This window comes from Pseudomonas sp. DTU12.1, assembly GCF_009873475.1.
GTDB classification, from domain to species: domain Bacteria; phylum Pseudomonadota; class Gammaproteobacteria; order Pseudomonadales; family Pseudomonadaceae; genus Aquipseudomonas; species Aquipseudomonas proteolytica.
Window position 1 is genome coordinate 4,897,276 of record NZ_CP045254.1, and the last position, 21,760, is coordinate 4,919,035.

12 protein-coding genes are annotated in these 21,760 nt (G+C 61.7%); 6 read left to right on the forward strand and 6 right to left on the reverse strand.

Annotated features, from left to right (window positions below; all coding sequences use genetic code 11):
* Positions 1–30: 30 nt before the first annotated feature.
* Complete coding sequence (locus GDV60_RS21700) at positions 31–1,050, reverse strand: alpha/beta fold hydrolase (RefSeq protein ID WP_029297417.1); 1,020 nt, start codon at positions 1,048–1,050, stop codon at positions 31–33.
* A 182-nt stretch (positions 1,051–1,232) separates the two neighbouring features.
* Here GDV60_RS21700 and metR point away from each other — a divergent pair, with 182 nt between their 5' ends.
* Entirely contained in the window at positions 1,233–2,150 is a 918-nt protein-coding gene (metR, locus tag GDV60_RS21705) for a transcriptional regulator MetR (protein WP_032859924.1), read from the forward strand.
* A 4-nt stretch (positions 2,151–2,154) separates the two neighbouring features.
* On the opposite strand, the gene GDV60_RS21710 is transcribed toward metR, so the two are convergent.
* The 4 genes from GDV60_RS21710 to GDV60_RS21725 form a co-directional block, all read right to left on the reverse strand.
* On the reverse strand, positions 2,155–2,793 hold the full coding sequence (locus GDV60_RS21710; protein ID WP_159908713.1) for a LysE family translocator: 639 nt from the start codon (positions 2,791–2,793) through the stop codon (positions 2,155–2,157).
* A gap of 25 nt (positions 2,794–2,818) precedes the next feature.
* The gene (locus GDV60_RS21715; protein ID WP_092238016.1) at positions 2,819–3,232 is read right to left on the reverse strand and encodes an NUDIX domain-containing protein; all 414 of its coding nucleotides are present in this window, start codon (positions 3,230–3,232) and stop codon (positions 2,819–2,821) included.
* A gap of 271 nt (positions 3,233–3,503) precedes the next feature.
* Positions 3,504–4,835 carry an HD domain-containing phosphohydrolase gene (locus tag GDV60_RS21720; protein ID WP_159908714.1) on the reverse strand — a complete coding sequence of 444 codons (1,332 nt, stop codon included), beginning with the start codon at positions 4,833–4,835 and terminating at the stop codon, positions 3,504–3,506.
* 150 nt (positions 4,836–4,985) lie between these two features.
* On the reverse strand, positions 4,986–5,258 hold the full coding sequence (locus GDV60_RS21725; RefSeq protein ID WP_029297428.1) for a type B 50S ribosomal protein L31: 273 nt from the start codon (positions 5,256–5,258) through the stop codon (positions 4,986–4,988).
* Positions 5,259–5,526: 268 nt separating this feature from the next.
* On the opposite strand from GDV60_RS21725, the gene GDV60_RS21730 reads away from it, so the two are divergent.
* The 3 genes from GDV60_RS21730 to GDV60_RS21740 all read left to right on the forward strand — a co-directional run bounded on the left by GDV60_RS21730 (position 5,527) and on the right by GDV60_RS21740 (position 15,057).
* Entirely contained in the window at positions 5,527–7,146 is a 1,620-nt protein-coding gene (locus tag GDV60_RS21730; protein ID WP_092238022.1) for an FMN-binding glutamate synthase family protein, read from the forward strand.
* A 224-nt stretch (positions 7,147–7,370) separates the two neighbouring features.
* Complete coding sequence (locus tag GDV60_RS21735) at positions 7,371–8,504, forward strand: OpgC family protein (protein WP_159908715.1); 1,134 nt, start codon at positions 7,371–7,373, stop codon at positions 8,502–8,504.
* Between the two features lie 70 nt (positions 8,505–8,574).
* Positions 8,575–15,057: an NEL-type E3 ubiquitin ligase domain-containing protein gene (locus tag GDV60_RS21740; protein ID WP_159908716.1), complete on the forward strand. Its 6,483-nt coding sequence runs from the start codon at positions 8,575–8,577 to the stop codon at positions 15,055–15,057.
* Positions 15,058–15,094: 37 nt separating this feature from the next.
* Here GDV60_RS21740 and GDV60_RS21745 read toward each other — a convergent pair whose 3' ends face one another.
* A complete protein-coding gene (locus tag GDV60_RS21745) occupies positions 15,095–16,510 on the reverse strand; it encodes an amino acid permease (protein WP_092238031.1) in 1,416 nt (471 codons plus the stop codon).
* Positions 16,511–17,291: 781 nt separating this feature from the next.
* Between GDV60_RS21745 and GDV60_RS21750 the strand changes: the two genes are divergently transcribed.
* Both GDV60_RS21750 and GDV60_RS21755 read left to right on the forward strand, forming a co-directional pair.
* Positions 17,292–17,750, forward strand: coding sequence for a transposase (locus GDV60_RS21750; protein ID WP_092238034.1), 459 nt, complete (start codon positions 17,292–17,294; stop codon positions 17,748–17,750).
* Positions 17,751–18,584: 834 nt separating this feature from the next.
* Complete coding sequence (locus GDV60_RS21755) at positions 18,585–21,743, forward strand: transglycosylase domain-containing protein (protein WP_159908718.1); 3,159 nt, start codon at positions 18,585–18,587, stop codon at positions 21,741–21,743.
* The last annotated feature ends 17 nt before the right edge of the window (positions 21,744–21,760 follow it).

Below are 21,760 nucleotides of genomic sequence, written 5' to 3' on the forward strand. Positions count from 1 at the left end.
AATGTCGCACCATACACCCCTAGGCGCTGCTCATAAAACCTTGGCTGGCAGCGCGCGATCAACCTGCGCCCAATGCGCCGCCTCTTCGCGGTGGGCTTGCAGGTAGGGCAACACCGCCGCCAGCAACGGCGCCTTGAATGCCTCCTGGAAACGATGAGCCAAGCCCGGGATCAGCCGCAACTGGCTGCCCTGGATATGCGCCGCCAGGTGCACGCCATGCATGACCGGCAGCAACGGGTCGGCCGTGCCGTGGACCACCAGGGTCGGCACGCGCAATTGATTGAGCAATGGCACCCGGCTCGGTTCGGCGAGGATCGCCATGATCTGGCGCTTCACACCCTCGGGGTTGAATGCCCGGTCGTAGGACTGCGCCGCCTGCTGCAGCAAGGCCTGGCGATCATCCTTGACCTCAGGGCTGCCCAGGGCCGCGAGCAAATCGGCTTGCTGCTCCAGGGCCACTTCGCGGTTGGGTGCGCTGCGCCGTGACAACAGTTGCACCAGCGCAGCATTCGGCGCGGGCAGGCCTTCGGCGCCGGAGCTGGTCATGATCAGGGTCAGGCTTTCCACGCGCTGCGGGGCCATGGCCGCCAGGTGCTGGGCGATCATCCCGCCCATGCTCGCACCCAACACATGGAACTGGCGCACCTGCAGCGCATCCATCAACCCCAGCGCGTCATCGGCCATGTCAGTCAAGGTGTAGGGCGCAGCCACCGGCAGGCCCAGTTTGTAGCGCAGCACTTCAAAGGTCAGGTTGGCGCTGGCGGGCGCCTGGCGCCAGGTGGACAGGCCAACGTCACGGTTGTCGTAGCGGATCACCCGAAAACCCTGTTGGCACAGGGCGACCACCACTTCGTCCGGCCAGTGGATCAACTGCCCGCCCAGACCCATCACCAGCAACAAGGCCGGATCGGAGGCACGACCAATGCTCTGGTACGCCAGGCTCACCTGGTCCAGGTCGACCCGCTCAGTCGGGACATTGACATCACATCGAGAAGCCGCAAAAGACGGCAGGCCGAACAGTAAGGCGGCCAGTAAAAACAACACGCGCATGAAAAACACCGAAACGCAGAACCCCAGTAGAGCGCGAGTCTGATGAAGTTTGTTCAAGCGCGCTGCCACAGTTACGTGACAGTTTGATGAAGAGCGCCCAGCGGTCATGGTCGACAGATTTGGCAACATGAGACAAACTCACGCTATCCGAACTTGTCACAAATTATCTTCATGGAGAGCCCGTGCTCGAAATCCGTCATCTCAAGACCCTGCACGCCTTGCGCGAAGCCGACAGCCTGGTGGAAGCCGCCGAACGCCTGCACCTGACCCAATCGGCGTTGTCCCACCAGTTCAAGGAGCTGGAGGAACGCATGGGCATGCCGCTGTTTGTGCGCAAGACCAAGCCCGTGCGCTTCACCAGCGCTGGCTTGCGCCTGCTGCAACTGGCGGATGCCACCTTGCCGCTGCTGCGCGGGGCCGAACGGGATATTGCGCGCTTGGCCGGTGGCACTGCCGGGCGCCTGCACATGGCGATCGAGTGCCACAGCTGCTTCCAGTGGCTGATGCCGACCATCGACCAGTTCCGCGATGCCTGGCCGGAGGTCGAGCTGGACCTGGCCTCCGGCTTTGCCTTTGCCCCACTGCCGGCCCTGGCCCGTGGCGACCTGGACTTGGTGGTGACCTCCGACCCACTGGAGCTGGCGGGCATCACCTATGTGCCGCTGTTCACCTACGAAGCGATGCTCGCGGTGGCCAACCAGCACGCGCTGGCGAACAAGCCGTATATCGTGCCCGAAGATTTACTCAGCGAAACCCTGATCACCTACCCGGTGGAACGCGACCGCCTGGATATCTTCACCCGGTTCCTGGAACCGGCCGATGTCGAGCCTGCACAAGTCCGCACTTCGGAGCTGACGGTGATGATGATGCAGTTGGTGGCCAGCGGTCGCGGCGTGTGCGGCATGCCCCACTGGGCGCTGCATGAGTACAGCTCGCGGGGTTATGTGAAGGCCAAGCGGCTGGGGGAGAAAGGTTTGTTCGCCACGCTGTACGCCGGGATCCGTGCGGATATGCTGGATGCACCGTACATGCGCGACTTTTTGCTGACCGCCAAGGACACGTCGTTTTCAACCCTCGATGGGGTCAGCGCGGTCCGTTGATTGTTCACGCGCTGCGCCGTTGCTCGAGCATCAGGCGCACCGCCAGGGCTGCCAGCACGAACCCCATGAAATAACGCTGGACCGCCAGCCACGTGGGGTTGTGGATAAACCAGGCGGCGATGCTGGCAGCGCACAGCGAGATCAGCAGGTTGACCACAAAGCTGACGCTGATCTGGGTAAAGCCCAGCATCAGGCTCTGGATGAAGATCGAGCCGTGCTCCGGGGTGATGAACTGCGGGAATACCGACAGGTAGAACACGGCGATTTTCGGGTTCAGTGCGCTGGTCAGAAAGCCCATGGTCACCAGCTTGCGTGGCGAATCGGCAGGCAATTGCTGGGCTTGGAACGGTGAGCGGGCACCCGGTTTCACCGCTTGCCAGGCCAGCCACAGCAGGTAGAGCGCACCGGCCCATTTCAGTACTTCATAAGCCAGCGGCACAGTGAGGAACACCGCCGTCAAACCGGCGGCAGCAGCGAACAGGTGCACGAAAAAACCCGCGACCACCCCCAGCAACGACGTCACCCCGGCCTTGCGGCCCTGGCAGATCGAGCGGGAAATCAGGTAGATCATGTTCGGCCCGGGGGTCAGTACCAGCAGCAGCGAGGCGGCGGCAAAAATCAGCAAGTCATTGAGGGGGATCACGGCTCAGTCCTTTGTGCCCGACAGCTCAGGCAATAGTGGTCAGCGATGCGCGATAGAAAGGCAGGATCAGGTCACGTGTCAAGGGCGCCAACTGCAGGCCACCGTCGCCGGCCGGGTCGATCCAGCGCACTTCTTCGATCTCGGCGGCGGGTGTCACCGGTACGTCGATATGCACTTCAAACAACTCGGCTTCCACGGTGAACCCTGGCTCATTGGCCGCCGGTGCCGAGAAATGGCCAAGGTACTGCGCCGCTGCCGGGTCAATGCGTAGGCCAAGCTCTTCGTGCAGTTCACGCGCCAGGGCCTGCGCCGGTTGCTCGCCCGCATCGATCTTGCCGCCCGGTTGCATAAAAGCCTGGGTGCCGCGTTTGCGCACCAGCAGGGTCTGGCCGTCGCTGCCGATCAACAGGGCGGCGGCGATACGGATGGTCTTGGACATGAAATAAACGCCTTGAATAAAGGCGCGAAGGATCACATGACTGTGCGCCGCGCTGCAATGCCACCTTGTGGCTGTGGTTGTGGTTGTGGCTATGGCTGTGGCGAGCGGGCTTGCCCCGCGCTGGGCTGCGAAGCGGCCCCAGACCTGCCAATGAGTTTTAACTGAAAGTATGCAGTGAACGGATTAGGGCCGCTTCGCAGCCCAGCGCGGGGCAAGCCCGCTCGCCACAACCACAACCACAACCACAACCACAGTCATAGCCACAGCTGACTTACTCTTCGGGTTCCTTGATGAACACGCTGTACTTGGCACCTTCCATGGCTTCAAACGCGATCAGCTTGTCCACCAGCGGCAGGTTCAGCACCTTGCCGGCATTGAGCAGCAGCATGCCGTTGTCGGCATTGAGGTTGCGCGCCAGGACCATACCTTCGGCCAACTCGCGAGTGCCCAGCACCCTGACCGTCGGGTCGCCCAGGGTCACGTCGCTGAGGAAGGCCGCGCAGGCCTGGACGAAGTCTTCCACCATGTCCGGGTCATACAGGCGCCCGGCGTATTTGCGGATATACAGCAGCGCCTCGTCGCTGTTCATCTGCCGCTCAAGAATCAACCCGCGCTGCAGTTCGATAAAATCCACCGCCAGTTTCAGCAAGCGTGAGCCAAAAGGAATGGCCTCGCCCTTGAGGTGATCAGGGAAACCACTGCCGTCCCAGCGCTCCTGGTGATGGCGGATCAGCCGGGCGGCGTCCTTCATCGGTTCCAGGGTCATCAACAACGATTCACTCTGTGTGGCGTACTCGCGAAAACGCTCGCGGTCGGTGCTGTGCAGCAAGTCCGAGGGCGCGACCATCATGCTGTCGCTCCAGCTCAGCTTGCCGATGTTGTACAGCGCTGCCGCCATGGTCAGGTCGCGGCTGCTGGCGTCGTCCAGGCCATGGAGCACGCACCAGGTGCGCACCAGCTCGATGATCTGGCGGTTGGTCTGCTTGCTGCGCGGCAGGCGCAGGTTGGCCAGCAGCGAGAACACCTCGGTGCCGGTGGCGTAGCTGTGCTTGAGTTCTTCGTAGGCCAGGTCGAGCATATCGGCGGTCTGCTGCAGTTCACTGGTGCGCGAGACCACGCGCTTTTCCAGGGACGCATTGAGCTGCTTGAGCTCCTCGTTCTGCTGGCGGATCAGTTGTTCCAGGCGCAGGCGCTCACGCTCGGAATGCTGGTGGGCCAAGGACTGACGCAGCGCCAGCAGCAACTCTTCGTCCTTCCAGGGTTTGCTCAGGTAGCGGTAGATCTGCCCTTCGTTGATGGCCTTGATGATCAGGGTCAGGTCGGTTTCGCCGGTCAACAGCAGGCGCACGGTATGGGGGTAGTCGTGATGGATCTGTGCCAGCAACGTGGCCCCATCCATATCCGGCAGGCGTGCAGCACTCATCACCAGGTCCACAGGCTGGCGCGCCAGCGTGGCTAACGCTTCGACCGCCGTGGTGGCGCTGCACAGTTCAAAGGGTTCCAGGCGCAGTAACTGCGCGAGGCGGTCATGCACGTCCGGGTGAGTGTCGATCAACAGCACCACGGGACGATCGGTTTCAGAAAAGGTAACTGACTCTCCCACGGGACACCTCGGATCTAGTCGCGTCGGTGTGCGCTTCCTACGGTCAAGGTAACAGCCTCCTGGCTATTACCTAGCAGTTTAGTCAGTTTTTTAGCCGGTAGTGGCCTAATGATGCTATTTACCACTACCGCGCCTGAAGCCTCGAACCGGTCAGGCCTCGGCGGCTTTGCTGGACGAACCAAACGAGGCAAAGCGCTTGTTGAAGCCGGCAATCCGCCCTTCGACCTGGGTCTTGCGCTGTTGCCCGGTGTAGATAGGGTGGGAAGCGCTGGACACGTCGAGAGCCATATAAGGATAAGTATTGCCATCGCTGTGTTGGTGGGTGCGGTCCGTGTCGACCGTGGAGCCGATCAGGAAGAACACGTCGGCGGCAGTGTCGTGGAACAATACGGTGCGATAGGCGGGATGGATACCAGCTTTCATAGGGCCTCCGGGGGCATCTGGGCAAGATTAATACGTTATACAGTAACGTAAATAATGCACCCAAACGAGAACGTATTGCAATACCGATAGAAGCCCAGGTTCTATGCGGTTGCCCTGGCAACGAACTCGCCCGTAAGCTGGTACTTCCGTGAGAGCACAGGCATCCATAGCCTGGAGATCCTTGTAGGAACTGGCTTGCTGTCGTAAACGCCGTCGCCGGCAAGCCGGTTCCTGCAGGTCATAAAGAGTCCGAACCCAAGGAAACCGTATGAGCCTGTCGTTGCTTAGCCGTTATGCATTCTTTGCCGTGTGTGTCATTTTCACCCTCGCCAGCCTGCCCTTTATCCAACACGAATGGCTATGGCCGTTTACTCTGGTCACCGCTGTACTCAGCCTGATCGGCGTGTTCGACCTACTGCAAAGCCCGCACGCCGTGCGCCGCAACTACCCGATCCTGGGCAATATCCGCTACCTGGTGGAAGGCATCCGCCCGGAAATCCGCCAATACCTGCTCGAATCCGACAGCGACGCCCTGCCCTTCTCCCGATCCCAGCGCTCGCTGGTGTATTCGCGGGCCAAAAACGAAACCGCTGACAAACCCTTCGGCACCCTGATTGATGTGTACCAATCCGGTTTCGAGTTTATCGGCCACTCCATGCGCCCGGCGCCGTTGAGCGATCCCAGCGCGTTCCGCGTGATCGTCGGCGGCCCGCAATGCACACAGCCGTATTCGGCGTCGGTGTTCAATATCTCGGCAATGAGCTTTGGCTCCCTCAGTGCCAACGCCATTCGCGCCCTCAACCAAGGGGCCAAGCTCGGCAACTTCGCCCACGACACCGGCGAAGGCAGCATCAGCCCCTATCACCGCGAACACGGCGGCGACCTGACTTGGGAGCTGGGCAGCGGCTATTTTGGCTGCCGCACCAGCGACGGCCGCTTCGACCCGGAGCGCTTCGCCGTGCAGGCGCAAAACCCGCAAGTGCGGATGATCGAAATCAAGATGAGCCAGGGCGCCAAGCCCGGCCACGGCGGGATCCTGCCCAAGCACAAGGTGACCAAGGAAATCGCCGAGACCCGCGGCATCCTGATGGGCGAAGACTGCATCTCGCCGTCACGCCACAGCGCGTTTTCCACGCCGATCGAGCTGATGCAGTTCATCGCTCAATTACGTGAACTGTCCGGCGGCAAACCGGTGGGTTTCAAATTCTGCCTGGGCCACCCGTGGGAATTCATGGGGATTGCCAAGGCCATGCTGGAAACCGGGATCCTGCCGGACTTTATCGTGGTCGACGGCAAGGAAGGCGGCACCGGCGCCGCCCCCGTGGAGTTCACCGACCATATCGGCGTGCCCCTGCGCGAAGGCCTGCTGTTTGTGCACAACACCCTGGTAGGCCTGAACCTGCGGGACAAGATCAAGCTCGGCGCCAGCGGCAAGATCGTCAGTGCCTTCGACATCGCCAGCGTCCTGGCCATCGGTGCCGACTGGGCCAACTCGGCCCGGGGCTTTATGTTCGCCATTGGTTGCATCCAGTCGCAAAGCTGCCACACCAACAAATGCCCCACCGGCGTCGCCACGCAAGACCCGCTGCGCCAGCGGGCACTGGTGGTCCCGGACAAGGCCCAGCGCGTATTCAACTTCCACCGCAACACCCTCAAGGCCCTGGCCGAAATGCTCGCGGCAGCAGGGCTGGATCATCCGTCGCAACTGTCGGCCAAGCACCTGGTGCGGCGCATGTCGGCCACCGAGATCAAGTTGTTCTCACAGTTGCACGTGTTCCTCAAGCCCGGTGAATTGCTCACTGGCGAGGTGAACGGCGAGTTCTATTCGCGGATGTGGCAGATGGCGCGGGCAGACAGTTTTGAGCCCCATGAGGTGGAAGCCGCGTAAACAGTCGGCCACGACAACCCTGCGCAGGTCAAGGCCCTGCGCAAGGGATACTGGCCGGCAGTCATGACACGCGGGTGATCCTCGATGCCTAGCGGGCGCGCATGAGACATTCAGTAATACCCAACCTTTGCAATTGCTTACAAATACCGCCAACCTGCGCCCGCCCGACGCACGGCAGGACCATTCGCGTCACTATTCAACCCATTGTTCAAGAGCCCGCAGCCATGCTTAAAGGACGCGACCCGCGCATCGATTTTTTTCGGGGCCTGGCGTTGATCTTCATTTTCTGGGATCACGTCCCCCACAACCCACTGGGCCAGATCACCCTACGCAACTTCGGTTTCAGCGATGCCGCCGAGGTCTTTGTGTTTCTCGCCGGCTACGCCTGCGTGCTGGCCTACGGCAAAATCCTGCAGGGCGAAGGTTATTGGATGGCCAGCCTGAAAATCCTGCGCCGCGCCTGGGTGTTGTACGTGGTGCATATCTTTTTGCTGGCAATGCTGATGGGCATCGTGTTCTTCGCCAACAGCAAGGTAGAAACCCGCGACCTGGTCCAGGAAATGGGCCTGACGCACTTCATCACCAACCCCCAACAAGCCCTCACCGATGAGTTGCTGTTGCGCTTCAAGCCCAACCTGATGGACCCGTTGCCCCTGTACATCGTGCTGTTGCTGGGCCTGCCGCTGGTGCTGCCGCTGTTGCTGCGCAAGCCGTTGGCAGTGGTGGCTGCGTCGATGACGGTGTACCTGTTGGCACCACGCCTGGGCTGGAACCTGGCGGCGATTGCCGACGGCGTCTGGTATTTCAACCCGGTGACCTGGCAGTTTCTGTTTATCCTCGGCGGCGCGGCCGCGGTGCATGCCAGCCAACCGCGCGCACCCGATACGCGGCCGCTGCACCGGCAACCGGTGTTTATCGCCGCGGCCACCTACACCCTGCTGGCCGCGGTGATTACCCTGTCCTGGCGCTGGCCCGAGATCCACGATGCGGTGATGCCCGCCGTCATCAGCGACCTGTTGTACCCCATCAGCAAGACCGATCTGTCGCCAGCGCGCCTGTTGCACTTCCTTGCCCTGGCCTATGTCACCGCCAAGCTGCTGCCGGGTCGGGCGTGGAGGCAAAACTGGTTGGCCCGGCAAAGCTGTCGCATGGGCCGCTATTCACTGGAAGTGTTTTGCCTGGGGGTGTTGCTCGCGCCGTTGGCGGACATGCTCAACGCCCAGGTCAACGACGCCTGGCCGATGCAGATTTTCAGTGCCCTGCTGGGCCTGATGCTGATGGCGGCGCTGGCGGCCTGGCTGGAGTTCAACAAGCACCTGGATGCGTCGCGACAACGCCAGTGGGTGGCGGGTAGATAGTTAGCCCCAGGTGACGCACCGGCGATGATTACATCGGCCTTCCACTTAATTTGTGAAAGGCCACTCCCTTATGCCGACCTCTGAGTTACTCAACGGCTTATCCGGCAACCTGCAATCGAGCACCTCCTGGGAACAACAAGAGGCCATTGAGCAGATCCGGCAAAACCTCACGCAAGCCTTGAGCGGCCTCACGCTCGATGAACAAAAGCGCTATGTGCAACTGCAGCGTGAGGCCCTGACGGCCCTGTCCGCAGTCGAAACCGAAAAGGACCGCGTGGTCCAGGCCTTCAAGACCGAAGGCCTGGCCCAACTGCGCAGCCGGATTGGCGGGCGCGATCCCGAAGCCTTCCGCTTCGATACCACCTACCGGGAAAAAGTCGAAAAGCCTTTCCCGTGGGAGCCCAAACGCGGCGAACGCACACGCTTTCGCCGCCGCTCCTACACGCAAGACTGGGACTACATCGACCACGTTAAAAGCATGACCTTATGGGAGGCGGCCTGCGTCAACTTTGGCTTTACCCACGGCAGGATTACCGAGTCTGGCTACAGCCTGGTCCAAGCCAGCAAAGTGATTGGTCCTGGCGATGACCGCAGCCTCTCGGCGCAGGCGTTTATCGACGTGGTGCGCGAACTGGACCTGGGCGGCCAGCTGAAAACCCGGATCAACGCCACCTTGGGCGAGAATGGCCTGCTTCGTCGCCTGATGGGCACTTCAGCACGCACGCTCCTGCAGTTCGACGTGCTGGATGCCTGGCGCAACCGGGCCCAGAGCGGTCTTACCCGTGAAATGTACAACACGCTGAACGCGGCGATTGAGAACACCGGTGCTCAACCGGAGATTGAAACACTAGGCCTGACCTCGGGCGTAACCTTAGTGGTGGCCGTTCCCTTCGTCCCCTGGGAAAACATCATTTCAGTGCCCCTGCTACTGATTCGTGTCGCGGCCCTGGGTGTGTTGTCGTACTTTCCATTCCGCCCAGGGGGCGCGCTGCGCCATCACCCCGACGCACGCGCCGCCGAACAGGCGTTCCGCCAGCAACTGCACGATAGCCATCAAAAACAAGATCTGGGCTGGTTTTCCCGGCAGTTACCCCTGGTAGGCATGTCCGTCTTCAACAAACTGTTGAGCCGTAAGACGCGTCCGCAAAACCTGGGTTGGCTGGAGGGAGCCCTGTATGACGGGTTTCACAAAGCCTTCCCGCCCAGCACCCTTGACGACATCCGCTTCACCGCCACCCCCAAGTCAAAGCCACCAGTAAGCCTAGTGCAGGCCCTGACTTACCGACAGATTCAGCGCTGCAAGACTGACCTGGATACACTTGCCGTTGATCGCGCCGAAGCCGACTGGGAAGCCCTCAAGGACGCGGTGCAGGAGATCAAGGGCGAAATTCTCGGCTTGCTCCTGACGCCTCTACCCGGTGGCATCACCGGCATGATGCGTATCACCCAACTGCTGATGCTAGGGAGCCTGACCTACAGCGTGATCCAAGGCCTGGATCAAGCGGTAAAAGGCGAAACCATCGCGTTTGCCAGCAGCCTGACAGATGTGGCCGACCTGATCGTCAGCGGCCGGCTGACCGTAACCGCCAGCCGCTTGCAGCGCCGGCGCATGCAAACACTGATGCAGAACATCGGCAACCCGCGCAAAATCAGCAACCAGCGCCTCTGGAAACCAGACGCACAGCCCTATGCCCACGACCGCCAGGCGCTGCTCGACGGCCGCAGCCCCGATGCACTGGGGATCTACCACGTCGATGGCGAGCAGTACGTCAAGCTGAACCAGAATGAGCAATTTCTGGTGGCCAAGGTCAAGCACGACGACCAGCAGATGCGCTACGTGCTCACGCACCAACGCAACGAGGGCTACACACCGCCGATTATTTTTAACCCAGCGAAACAAGCGTGGGTGTTCGACCTGCACAACGCCCACACCCTCTCGGACATCGAGTTGCTGCAACGTATGCTGCCCAATGGTTCCTCCGTGGCACCGCCAGCAGAGATACAAACCATGCTGCGCAGCACCGCCACCACCCGTACTACGCTGGACAAGGTCTGGCGCTCGGAGCCGGCGCCGTTGAACCTGACCGAAGGGGTGCGGCGTGTGCAGGCCGATCAATTGATCCAACTGCTGATCGACCGTTTCAACGAGCCCGGCTACCTCCCCCCCTACGGTGACAGCGCGGTGTTTTGCCTGCTGACACAACTGCCGCAGTGGCCTGCCAACGCCACCTTGAGCATCCGCGACCCCCAGCACACAGTGATCGAGAGCTTCAGCAAAACCGAAGTCGTGCCACTCGGCGCACACACCATCAATATTGTCCGCGGCGATGATGGACGCTATAGCGCCCTGGGCGCTGCGCACCCGCCCTCCAATACCGACGAGCCGCTGTTGAGCCTGATCATCGTGCTGCAACCTGGCACCTCGCGCCTGGGCATCGAAGGCCATGGCGCTCAGACTACCGCGCAACGCATCACGCGGCTGCGCCAGCAGGTCACGACCCTGGTCAGCGACGAGCGGCTGAGTGTGTTCAGCGCGCTGGTGAATTACGCCGGTTATGAAAAAAGCGAGCCGCTTGCCCCGGCGAATGTACGCCGTTTTCTTCCCACCCAGGCTTCGCCGCCCCTGGTGACCGTCACCCCCTTACTGAAAAAGCTGCGCAACCTCAACCGCCCCTTGTCACCGGCCAATCTGGAACGCCTGTTGCAGGAGCACCCTCTGACGCCACGCCAGCAACAGGCTTACTTGCAGCATGGTTCGCTGCCGGCAGCCTTTCATGAACGGTTGGACAACCACCGTACCGCGCTGCGCATCGATGCGGCCATCGACGGCTTGTACCACCCTCGCGCCTACAGTGACGACATTGACCAATGGGCCAGGGAGTTCGCCTCGGCGCTGGTGCGCAACACCCTCAAGCGCCCGTTCGTCATCACCGAAGTGGTCGCCGGCGACATCGCCAAACCCTACGTTTCAAGCGGGCCACAGGATCCCACCGTGGAACTGCGCCATTACGGCAACGGAGTCTATGAGGCATACGACATGCCTAACGGCGGTACGATTCCCGTGCCCGCCACCGTGGACAGTTTCTACCTGGCCATCGGTTCGGTGTTACAGCCCCACGAACGTCAGTTGCTGGGCATGAACAGCGCCACCGACGCTCAGGGCCTGCGCACCAAGCTGGGCAACTACATGAGCAGCCAACGCAGCCCGGCGGGGTATGTCAGCCTGGCCAGCGGTTCGCTGATGCAATACGAACAGCCCCTGAAGCTGCCCGCCGACCTGGCACCGGACACCCAGGGTATTTTTAAGTGGAATGCTCAACATTTACTGCCACTCTTCGGTTCTCTGTACCGGGTCGTGTTTGACAAAAGCCTGTACAAATGGCGCCTGGTCCACCCCGAGAAAATCGGGGTCGACACCCCCGTCCTGTCTCACAACGGCCAAGGTGCCTGGCGCCTGGCCAGCGAAAACCCGATGAACTGGAACGACCACGAGTTGCTCTACCGCCTGGGCAATCACCCCTACTCCTTTACCCAGGCCGAGTCGGTCAATATCCTCGCCCTCACCAACACCCCGCCCAGGCTCCTGCGCCACATCCACCATGCAGGACTTGCCGCCCCCCCATTGCTGGCCGATACCTGCAAACGCCTGAAGATCGAACAGGAAATCCTGCAGTTCATCGAAGCACTGGGCAACACCCCTACCTCGCGTATCGCCCGCCCGGACTTGCAACTGCTGGTGCTCTCCAGCCTGCCAAGCTGGCCCGACAGTCACGCCATTCGTGTAATCGACAGCGACAACCGGGTCATCCAGCAGTACCCCGATCGCAACCTGCCAAACGACAAGGTATTGCTGGTCAAAAAGAGTGACTATGAAAACGCCAGGCTGCTGGACACCGTTATCACCAACGACGAGGTGACCCAGGCCTTGCTCGGTGAACTGCCAGACTCCAGCAATGACCGCTTGTTCAAGCTGGTGAAACAGATCGTCGAATTCACCGAAAAGGAAAAGCCGCAATTACTCAACTCGCTCTACCTACGCAGCGAAAGCGATAGTCCTGAATGGGTCCGGCAATTCAAAGCCCACCATCCACACTTGCCCACCAGCAGTGTCCAGGCGATCCTCGGGCAAGCCACCCCCAGGGAACTCAAGCAACTGCAACAAAAGAAAGCCCCCGGTCTGCGCCTTGCCGAGCAGGCGCGCCTGTCGGCCGATGACGTGCGTCTGAACCGGGCCTATGAAGGTCTGTACAGCGACGCGTGCAGCAACGCCGACAGCGACCGGATCACCGCACATTTGCTCAAGGATCTGCCCACCTGGCCGGCGGACCTGCGCATCGACATCCACCAAGCCAATCTCCAGGGGCACCTGCTGCAAAGCGCAGGTCCGCGCTCCGCCAGCCAACATCGACAGATCGCCCGGACCCAAGGCGGCTATCAGGCTTACGACGCGTCGGGCAAGCTTGTGGGGCAACCGTCGGACCGCTTGCTGGAGGTGATTGTGTCGACGTTGTCCGACAGCGAAAAAATCGCGCTGGAGGTGACCGACGACGCAGGCGTTGCCGCGCTGCGCCAACAGATTTTCACCCTGGCGCTCAACCAACGGGTAGCAATCAAAAGCCTGCTGGACCTCAAACACCTGCAACCCTGGATGGTGCCGCCGATGGGGGGTGAGCGCACACTCCTGGTGTACCCGTTCTGGAACCGGTTCTGGCCGTTCAGTGGCAATCGCTCGCCCGACCTGGTCACCAAGGTCCAGGAGCTTTACCCCCGGATGAGCAACGATCAAGCCCGGCAACTGATCCAATCGCTGAACCTGAGCGAGCCGGCGGCGCTGATTGAAATAGAGCGGCGGCGTACCGAATACCAAGCGATGGAAACGGCACTGTCACGCTGGGCCGACACGCCCGTAAGCGAGGACGAACACCTGCACGACCCACTGGGTATGAGCCTGGGCAACCGCCGCTACATTGCCCAGCAGTTGTGCTCAGCGTGGCGCCGGGAAAATCGTTCGCTGTATCTGGCGGGGATCGTGGACGCCCAATTCGTCGAGCTGCAACTGGATGACGGCAACCTGCCCCCTGCCGATTTCATCAGCGGCACCCAGGGTTTTGCGCACATCGACTTCCTGAAAATCGCGGGCAATCACTTTCCTCAAACGGCCAGTGACTTCCTCAGCAAGTTCGCCGGGTTGCGAGGGCTGCATCTGGATTGCATGGTGACCGAGTTACCCAGCGCCATCACTGACATGACTCAGCTCACACACTTGAACCTCAGTGACAACGACATCCGACTCACCGAGGCTTCGGCCCAGCGCCTGGCCTCCATGGTCAACCTGCGCGAGTTGATTATGGACAACAACCCCCATCTTGGCGTGACCCCGGATGTGAGCGCCATGAGCCAGTTGCACCGGCTGCAGCTGGTGAATACCGGATTGACCCAATGGCCCATCGGAGCGGAGACGCTCGCCCGCCTGGAGGATTTGCACCTGCAGGAGAACGCCATCAGCGAGATCCCTGAAGCGGTATTCACCCAGGAACGCATCGGCTTGCCCCGCCGCAATGTCCTGCTGCACGACAACCCCCTCTCGCCGGCCACCCTGGAGCGTATCGAAGAGTACCGACGCAACACGGGCGTGCGGCTGGGCGGTGTACTTGGCCCCAGGCATCAACCGCCAGCGACGGACGGCGTGTCCCAATGGTTGAGCGGGGTACCCGCTGCCGATGTTCCGGCCTGCAGGGCGCTGTGGGAGCAACTCAAGGCCCATGAGGGCGCCAGCCCCGATGATGCCTTCCGGGTGCTCTCGGACCTGACTCAAACCTATGCGTACATCGCCGCGGGCGCGTCGCGCAACGCGCTGACCCAAAGGGTGTGGACCTTGCTGCGGGCCATGGGGGAATCCACCGAATTGCGCAATAACGTGTTCCTCAACACCTATGGTTCAGGCAACTGTGGCGACAGTGTGCTGCTGGCCTTTACCAACATGGAGCTTGAGCACCAGGTCCACCTGGCCAAGCTGCAGAGCTCCAGCCAAGCCAGTGATCGCGCGCTGATCGCGCTGTCTACCGGGCGCTTCTACCTCAACCAACTGGACTATATTTCCGACAAGTTCATTCATGATCGGGAAGTAGCCCGCCAGGCAGTCGATCCCGCCGAGGTCACTATCTACTTCCGCGAAAAACTGGCAGCGGAGTTCAAGCTGCCCTTTCACCCACTGGAGCTGCTGTACACCGTTGAGGACTATGTGACCGCAGACATCATTGATAACGCGCGCACGCAACTGCAAACGCTCGGGCAAAGTCCGGCGCTGCGCGAGTGGCTGTTGATGGAGGGGTTCTGGATCGAATATCTGGCCAGGTGCTATCCGGAGCCCTTTGCGACCGTCAAGGACAGTATCCGCTACCGAATAGGGTTGCTGGAGCAGGAGATACCGGACCGGCACTCGGACGAGTACCTGGAACGGCGTCAGTCACTGATTGACCTGGAGCAGGCAGAGCAAAATCGCCTGGTACGCCAGTTGACCATTGCCGCCCAGGCGGCGCAGCAACGCACGTAAAAAAATGCCCCGGCTTTATGGGCCGGGGCATGTTCCATCAAGCCGAGCGGGGCGAGCCGCTGACTTGGGTCGGTTGCAGTTTGAACGTGTAGAACAACACGGTCAGCAACACCAGGAAGGCCGGGCCGACATACAACGCAATGCGGGTATCGGGGAAGTACGCCATCAGGCCCACCACCAACACCAGGAAGGCCAGCGCCAGGTACGAACTGACCGGGTACAACCACATGCGGTACTTCAACGCCTTGTTCTCGGCGGGGCTCAGGCTCTTACGGAACTTGAGCTGCGCCAGGAGGATCATCACCCACGTCCAGATCGCGCCGAAGGTGGCGATGGACGTCACCCACACAAACACCTTTTCAGGCACCAGGTAGTTGAGCAGTACGCCCAGCAGCAAGGCGAAGATCGACAGCAGCAGCGCACGACGCGGTACGCCGTTGCTGGAGGTGGTGCCGAATGTCGCCGGGGCCTGGCCGTTCTGCGCCAGGCTGTAGAGCATGCGCCCGGTGCTGAAGATCCCACCGTTGCAGGACGACAGCGCCGCGGTAATCACCACGAAGTTGATGATACCGGCCGCCGTCTTGATGCCCAGACGCTCAAAGGTCATGACAAACGGGCTGCCCTGGGTGCCGATTTCGTTCCACGGGTAGATCGACAGAATCACGAACAACGCACCGACGTAGAACAGCAGAATCCGCCAGAACACCGAGCCGATGGCGTTCGGGATAGTCTTCTGCGGGTTCTTCGCTTCGCCGGCGGTCAGGCCGATCATCTCCACGCCGAGGTAGGCGAACATCACCATCTGCAACGACATCAACACGCCCTGCACACCATTGGGCAGGAAGCCGCCGTGGGCCCACAGGTTGGAAATGCCCAGCGCCACACCGTCGTTGCCGAAGCCAAAGGCGATGATACCGACGCCGCCGATGACCATGGCGATGATGGTGACGATCTTGATCAGGGCGAACCAGAACTCGAACTCACCGAACGCCTTCACGGCGATCAGGTTGATCGTGCCCATGCTCACCAGGGCCGCCAGGGCCCAGATCCAGCGGGGCGTATCGGGGAACCAGACGCCCATGTACACGGCGACGGCGGTGATTTCGGCCACACAGGTCACCAGCCACAGGAACCAATAGTTCCAGCCAGTGAGAAAGCCCGCCAACGGGCCGAGGTAATCCTGGGCATAACGGCTGAACGAACCGGCGACGGGGTTATGCACCGCCATTTCGCCGAGGGCACGCATGATCACCAGGATCGCCAGGCCGCCGATGATGTACGACAGCATGATTGCCGGGCCGGCCATTTCAATGGCCTTGGCCGAACCCAGGAACAGACCGACACCGATACAGGCGCCAAGCGCCATCAGGCGAATATGCCGTTCGCCCAGTTCACGTTTGAGCGGGCCGCCGGAAGCGGTCTCGCCGTGGGGCAGGTGATTGCCAACGGGCATAGGGGTACAACCTCATCTTGTTATTGGATAGGAACCACCCAGTGTCCATCCTCACGGCGGGTCGCCATAAGGATGTCGTACCAGGCTCGCCTTTTGGACAAGCCCGTCTGACCCGGTTAAACCGGCCAGCTTGGCGGCGGTGCAGTATAAAAAGCCGCAAGTAGGGCTTTTCACTCAATAAGCAGCAAAGTTCAGCGATAAGTCCCGGAAAACCCCGGCTCGACAGAGGAGCATTCCCTGAGACCTGTAGGAATCGCCTTCAATAAACGCCGGCGAGTATTGCACAGGGCGGGTGCGCCGTCATGCCCCTACCTTCGGCGGATATACCTGCCTTAAAGGCTCTAAACCAGCTATTCCAGACCAGCATCCATCATGGCGAACGGGCTATCAGCCCAGTGACTCCAGGGGCATTGAGCAAGCAGGCTTTGGGGCGGCTTCGCCCCCCAACGGGGGACAAGCCCCCTCTCCACATTTACCGCGCCAGCCTGCCTTCTGTGCCCGGAGCGCCCGTCGTGGCGAGCGGGCTCGTCATGGCAACCGGGCTTGTCGTGGCGAGCGGGCTTGCCCGCGCTGGGCTGCGCAGCAGCCCCAACAAACCCACCCCAGTTACCCCAGACACACCGAGCAATAAGGTTCTGGCGTCGCGCCCCCCGCTACAGCGCTCCGGCCATAGGGCAAACACCCCATCACAGATACATCCGCACACCGATTTCAGGATCTCGTTCCAACACCAAGTACTAGGGTCAATAAACCTTCCACCCATACCTCAAGGAGCAAAGGATTGCCCCAGAAACCCAACTCCCATTTGTTACGCCTGGGCCGCTATTGCGAGCCAGGGCGGGCCTATCTCATCACCACCGTGGTCCACCAACGCTATCCACTATTCAGCAACTTGCGCCTGGGTAGGTTATTGGTTGCAGAACTCAAGCACACCCATGACCTGGGCCTGGTCAACTCGCTGGCATGGGTCATCATGCCGGATCACCTGCATTGGTTATTTGAGCTAGGCGACGCCCCCTTGTCCCAGGTCATCGGCAGGACCAAGTCCCGCAGCACATTGACCATCAACCGCGCACGGGGCATCAGGGAACGCTTCTGGCAAAGTGGCTACCATGACCGCGCAGTCCGCGCCGAAGAAGACATTCGCCGAATTGCCCGCTACATCGTCGCCAACCCCCTGCGTGCCGGCTTGGTCGACCACATCGGTGACTACCCCCTCTGGGACGCCGCCTGGCTTTAGCCCACTTACTGTGGCAACTGGGCTCGTCATGGCAACCGGGCTTGTCGTGGCGAGCGGGCTTGCCCGCGCTGGGCTGCGCAGCAGCCCCAACACCAGCACCCCAGTTACCCCAGACACACCGAGCAAGCAGGCTTTGGGGCGGCTTCGCCACCCAACGGGGGGCAAGCCCCCTCTCCACATTTACCGCGCCAGCCCCCCGACTGCGGCCAGAGCGCCCGTTGTGGCAAGCGGGCTCGTCGTGGCGAGCGGGCTTGTTGTGGCGAGCGGGCTTGCCCCGCGCTGGGCTGCGCAGCAGCCCCAACAAACCCACCCCAGTTTCTCCAGGCACACCGCACAAGCAGGCTTTGGGGCGGCTTCGCCACCCAACGGGGGACAAGCCCCCTCTCCACATTTACCGCGCCAGCCCCCCGACTGCGGCCAGAGCGCCCGTTGTGGCAACTGGGCTTGTCGTGGCGAGCGGGCTTGCCCCGCGCTGGGCTGCGCAGCAGCCCCAACACCAGCACCCCAGTTACCCCAGACACACCGAGCAAGCAGGCTTTGGGGCGGCTTCGCCCCCCAACGGGGGACAAGCCCCCTCTCCACATTTACCGCGCCAGCCTGCCTTCTGTGCCCGGAGCGCCCGTTGTTGCAACCGGGCTCGTCGTGGCGAGCGGGCTTGCCCCGCGCTGGGCTGCGCAGCAGCCCCAAAAAACCCACCCCAGCTCCCCAGACACACCGAGCAAGCAGGCTTTGGGGCGGCGCCCTCCACGACCACATACAAATTCTGCCTACCCGCCAACCAGCGTCTAAGCTTCAGGCAAGTCCGATCAATCTGCGTGAATGGATCAATCGACTATGGGCGCGTTATGGCAAACCGGTTCGACCACCGCTGCGCAACCCACCGACAGTCCGGACGATCAGTCATTGCCACAAATTCCCCGTAGACGCAGGCGCGGGTGGCGCTGGTTCTGGCTTTTGCTGGTGGTGGGGCTGGTCGCTCTGGCGTATGCCGCCTCGCGGGAGGTGCGCAGTTCCAAATGGCAGGCCCGGGAGTTCAGCCGTGTCGCGGCCACGCTGGTGTACACCGTGCAACCGGGGCCCAGCGACGCCATTGTGTACCCAGGAGACGGCCCCTTCGACAAACGCCTGGGCTACAGCGCACTGGGTGATTTCCTGCCGCGCCTGCGGCAGCGCAATTACCTGATTCAGAGCCAGGCCCACTTTTCCCAGGACTTGCTGGACTACACCCGCCATGGCCTGTTCGTACCCTATGCCGAAAAGATTCAGGCCGGCTTGTCGATCAGCGACTGCCGTGCGCAACCGCTGTACCAGTTCAACTATCCACAACAGTTCTATCCAAGCTTCAGCGCCATTCCCCCGGTGATCGTCAGCAGTCTTCTGTTTATTGAAAACCGCGACCTGTTGGACCCCGCCCAACCCCAGGCCAACCCCGCCGTGGACTGGCCGCGTTTTGCCAAGGCCGCGTGGTCGCAGCTGGCCAAGCTGCTGCACCTTCCCGGCCAGACCGCAGGTGGCAGTACCCTGGCCACGCAATTGGAAAAGTATCGTCACTCCCCCGATGGGCTGACTCTCTCCGGCGGCGAGAAGATCCGCCAGATGATTTCCGCCAGCGTGCGCACCTACCAGGGCGGTCCGCAAACCCTGGCCGCGCGGCAAAATATCGTGCGCGATTACCTCAACAGCGTGCCGCTGTCCGCCGTTCCCGGGCATGGTGAAGTGCATGGCATCGCCGAAGGCCTGCGGGTCTGGTACGGCGCCGACTTCAACCAGACCAACGCGCTGCTGGCAGGCAACGATGCAAAAAACCTGGCACAAAAAGGCCTGGCCCTGCGCGAGGTGTTGTCGCTGATGATCGCCCAGCGCCGCCCGTCCCATTACCTGTCCAAGGGCCGCGATGAGCTGGCCAGCCTTACCGACAGTCACCTGCGCCTGCTGGGGCAAAGTGGCGAGATCGAACCGACACTGATCAACGCCGCCCTGGCGAGCAAGGTGACTTACCGCGACTGGCAGCAACAGCCGACAATCCAACCCATCGAAACCAACAAAGGTATCAGCGTGGTGCGCAGCCGCCTGGCCGCCCTGCTCAACCGTCCGCTGTACGATCTGGATAGGCTGGACCTGGCCGCCACCAGCACCCTGCAAAGCGAGCTGCAAACCCAGGCCACCGACTACCTCAAGCGCCTGGCAGACCCGGCGTTTGCCGCGCAATTGGGGCTGCTCGGCCCGCGCTTGTTGACGCCCACCAGCACCGCCCAGGTGCGCTATAGCTTCAACCTCTACGAGATGACCGCCGACGGCGCGCGGGTGCGGGTGCAGACCGACAGCACCGACCAACCCTTCGATATCAACGAGGGCAGCAAGCTGGAACTGGGCTCTACCGCCAAGCTGCGGGTGCTGACCACCTACCTGCAGATGATCAGCGAACTGCATGAGCGCTATGCCGGGCAGGCGCCCGCCGCGCTGAAAAAAATCGAGGTCAACGACCAGGATCGCCTGACTCGCTGGGCCGTGGATTACCTGATACAGCACAACGACCACAGCCTGGCGAACATGCTCGATGCGGCCCTCGACCGGCAATACTCGGCCAGCCCCGGCGAAGCTTTTTTTACTGGGGGCGGCTTGCATCGCTTCCATAACTTTCGCAATGAAGACAACGGCCGCAACCCGACCCTGCGCGATGCCCTGCGCGAGTCGATCAACCTGCCGTTCATCCGCCTGATGCGTGACCTGGTGCGCTACAGCACTTACCAGGGGCCCAACAACAGCGCCGAGTTGCTCAAGGACGACAGCGACCCGCGTCGTCAGGAATACCTGGCTCGTTTTGCCGACCGCGAGGGCACCACGTTCCTGCTGCGTTTCTGGAAAAAGTACCGCAACAAAGACACCCAGGCCCGTCTCGACACCTTTCTCGACAGCATGCACCCCACCGCCATGCGCCTGGCCGCCGTGCATCGCTACCTGTTGCCGCAGGCCAGTCAGCAGAGTTTCAACAGCTTCGTCCGGGCCCACCTGCCGGCGACCAAAAGCGCCGAAAAACTCACCGATGCGCGCCTCGACACGCTCTATATCAACTACGGCCCCGGGGTCTATGACCTGCCCGACCAGGGCTATATTGCCAAGGTCCACCCGCTGGACCTATGGCTGTTGGGCTACCTGCTCAACCACCCCGACGCGACGTTCTCCCAGGCCGTCGCCGCCAGCGAACATGAGCGCCAGGAAGTCTACAGCTGGCTGTTCAAGAGCCGGCACAAGAGCGCCCGCGACAGTCGGATCCGCACCATGCTGGAGATTGAAGCGTTCCTGGACATTCACCAGCGCTGGCAGCAGGTCGGCTACCCCTTCGACCACCTGGTGCCGTCCCTGGCCACCGCCATCGGCAGTTCGGGCGACCGTCCGGCAGCGCTGGCGGAGTTGGTGGGCACCATCCTCAATGACGGTGTGCGCCAGCCACCCTTGCGCATCGACAGCCTGCACTTTGCCGCCGCCACGCCCTACGACACCCGCGTGGTCAACGACCCGGACCGCGGCAAACGGGTGATGCCCAGTGCGGTGGCCACCGCCCTGCGCGCCGCGCTGTCGCAAGTGGTGGACGCCGGCACAGCCAAACGCGTGGCGGGTAGTTTCAAACTCGCCGATGGCACGCCCCTGACCATGGGCGGCAAGACCGGCACCGGCGACAACCGCATCGAGGCCGTGGGCGCCGGCGGCCGTATTCTCAGTTCCAAGTCGATCAACCGTACTGCGACTTTCGTGTTCTATATCGGCGACCAGCACTTCGGCACGCTGACGGCCTTTGTCCCCGGCAGTTCAGCGCAAAACTTCACCTTCACCTCTGCGCTACCGGTCCAGGTGCTCAAGGGGATGGCACCGATCCTCAGCCCTTACCTGCAACCGGGCGCACACACGTTGTGCCAGGCCCCGGCATCCACTTCGGTTGAATACACGCAAGCTCCGCAACCGGGTGTTAGTTATCTCAGTCATGCATTTGAATAATGAACTTTTGCCGCACT

Coding starts and splice junctions, on each gene's coding strand:
- GDV60_RS21700 (WP_029297417.1), bottom strand. CDS start 1,050: ATGCGCGTGTTGTTTTTACTGGCCGCCTTACTGTTCGGCCTGCCGTCT.
- GDV60_RS21715 (WP_092238016.1), bottom strand. CDS start 3,232: ATGTCCAAGACCATCCGTATCGCCGCCGCCCTGTTGATCGGCAGCGAC.
- GDV60_RS21725 (WP_029297428.1), bottom strand. CDS start 5,258: ATGAAAGCTGGTATCCATCCCGCCTATCGCACCGTATTGTTCCACGAC.
- GDV60_RS21730 (WP_092238022.1), top strand. CDS start 5,527: ATGAGCCTGTCGTTGCTTAGCCGTTATGCATTCTTTGCCGTGTGTGTC.
- GDV60_RS21735 (WP_159908715.1), top strand. CDS start 7,371: ATGCTTAAAGGACGCGACCCGCGCATCGATTTTTTTCGGGGCCTGGCG.
- GDV60_RS21740 (WP_159908716.1), top strand. CDS start 8,575: ATGCCGACCTCTGAGTTACTCAACGGCTTATCCGGCAACCTGCAATCG.
- GDV60_RS21745 (WP_092238031.1), bottom strand. CDS start 16,510: ATGCCCGTTGGCAATCACCTGCCCCACGGCGAGACCGCTTCCGGCGGC.
- GDV60_RS21755 (WP_159908718.1), top strand. CDS start 18,585: ATGGGCGCGTTATGGCAAACCGGTTCGACCACCGCTGCGCAACCCACC.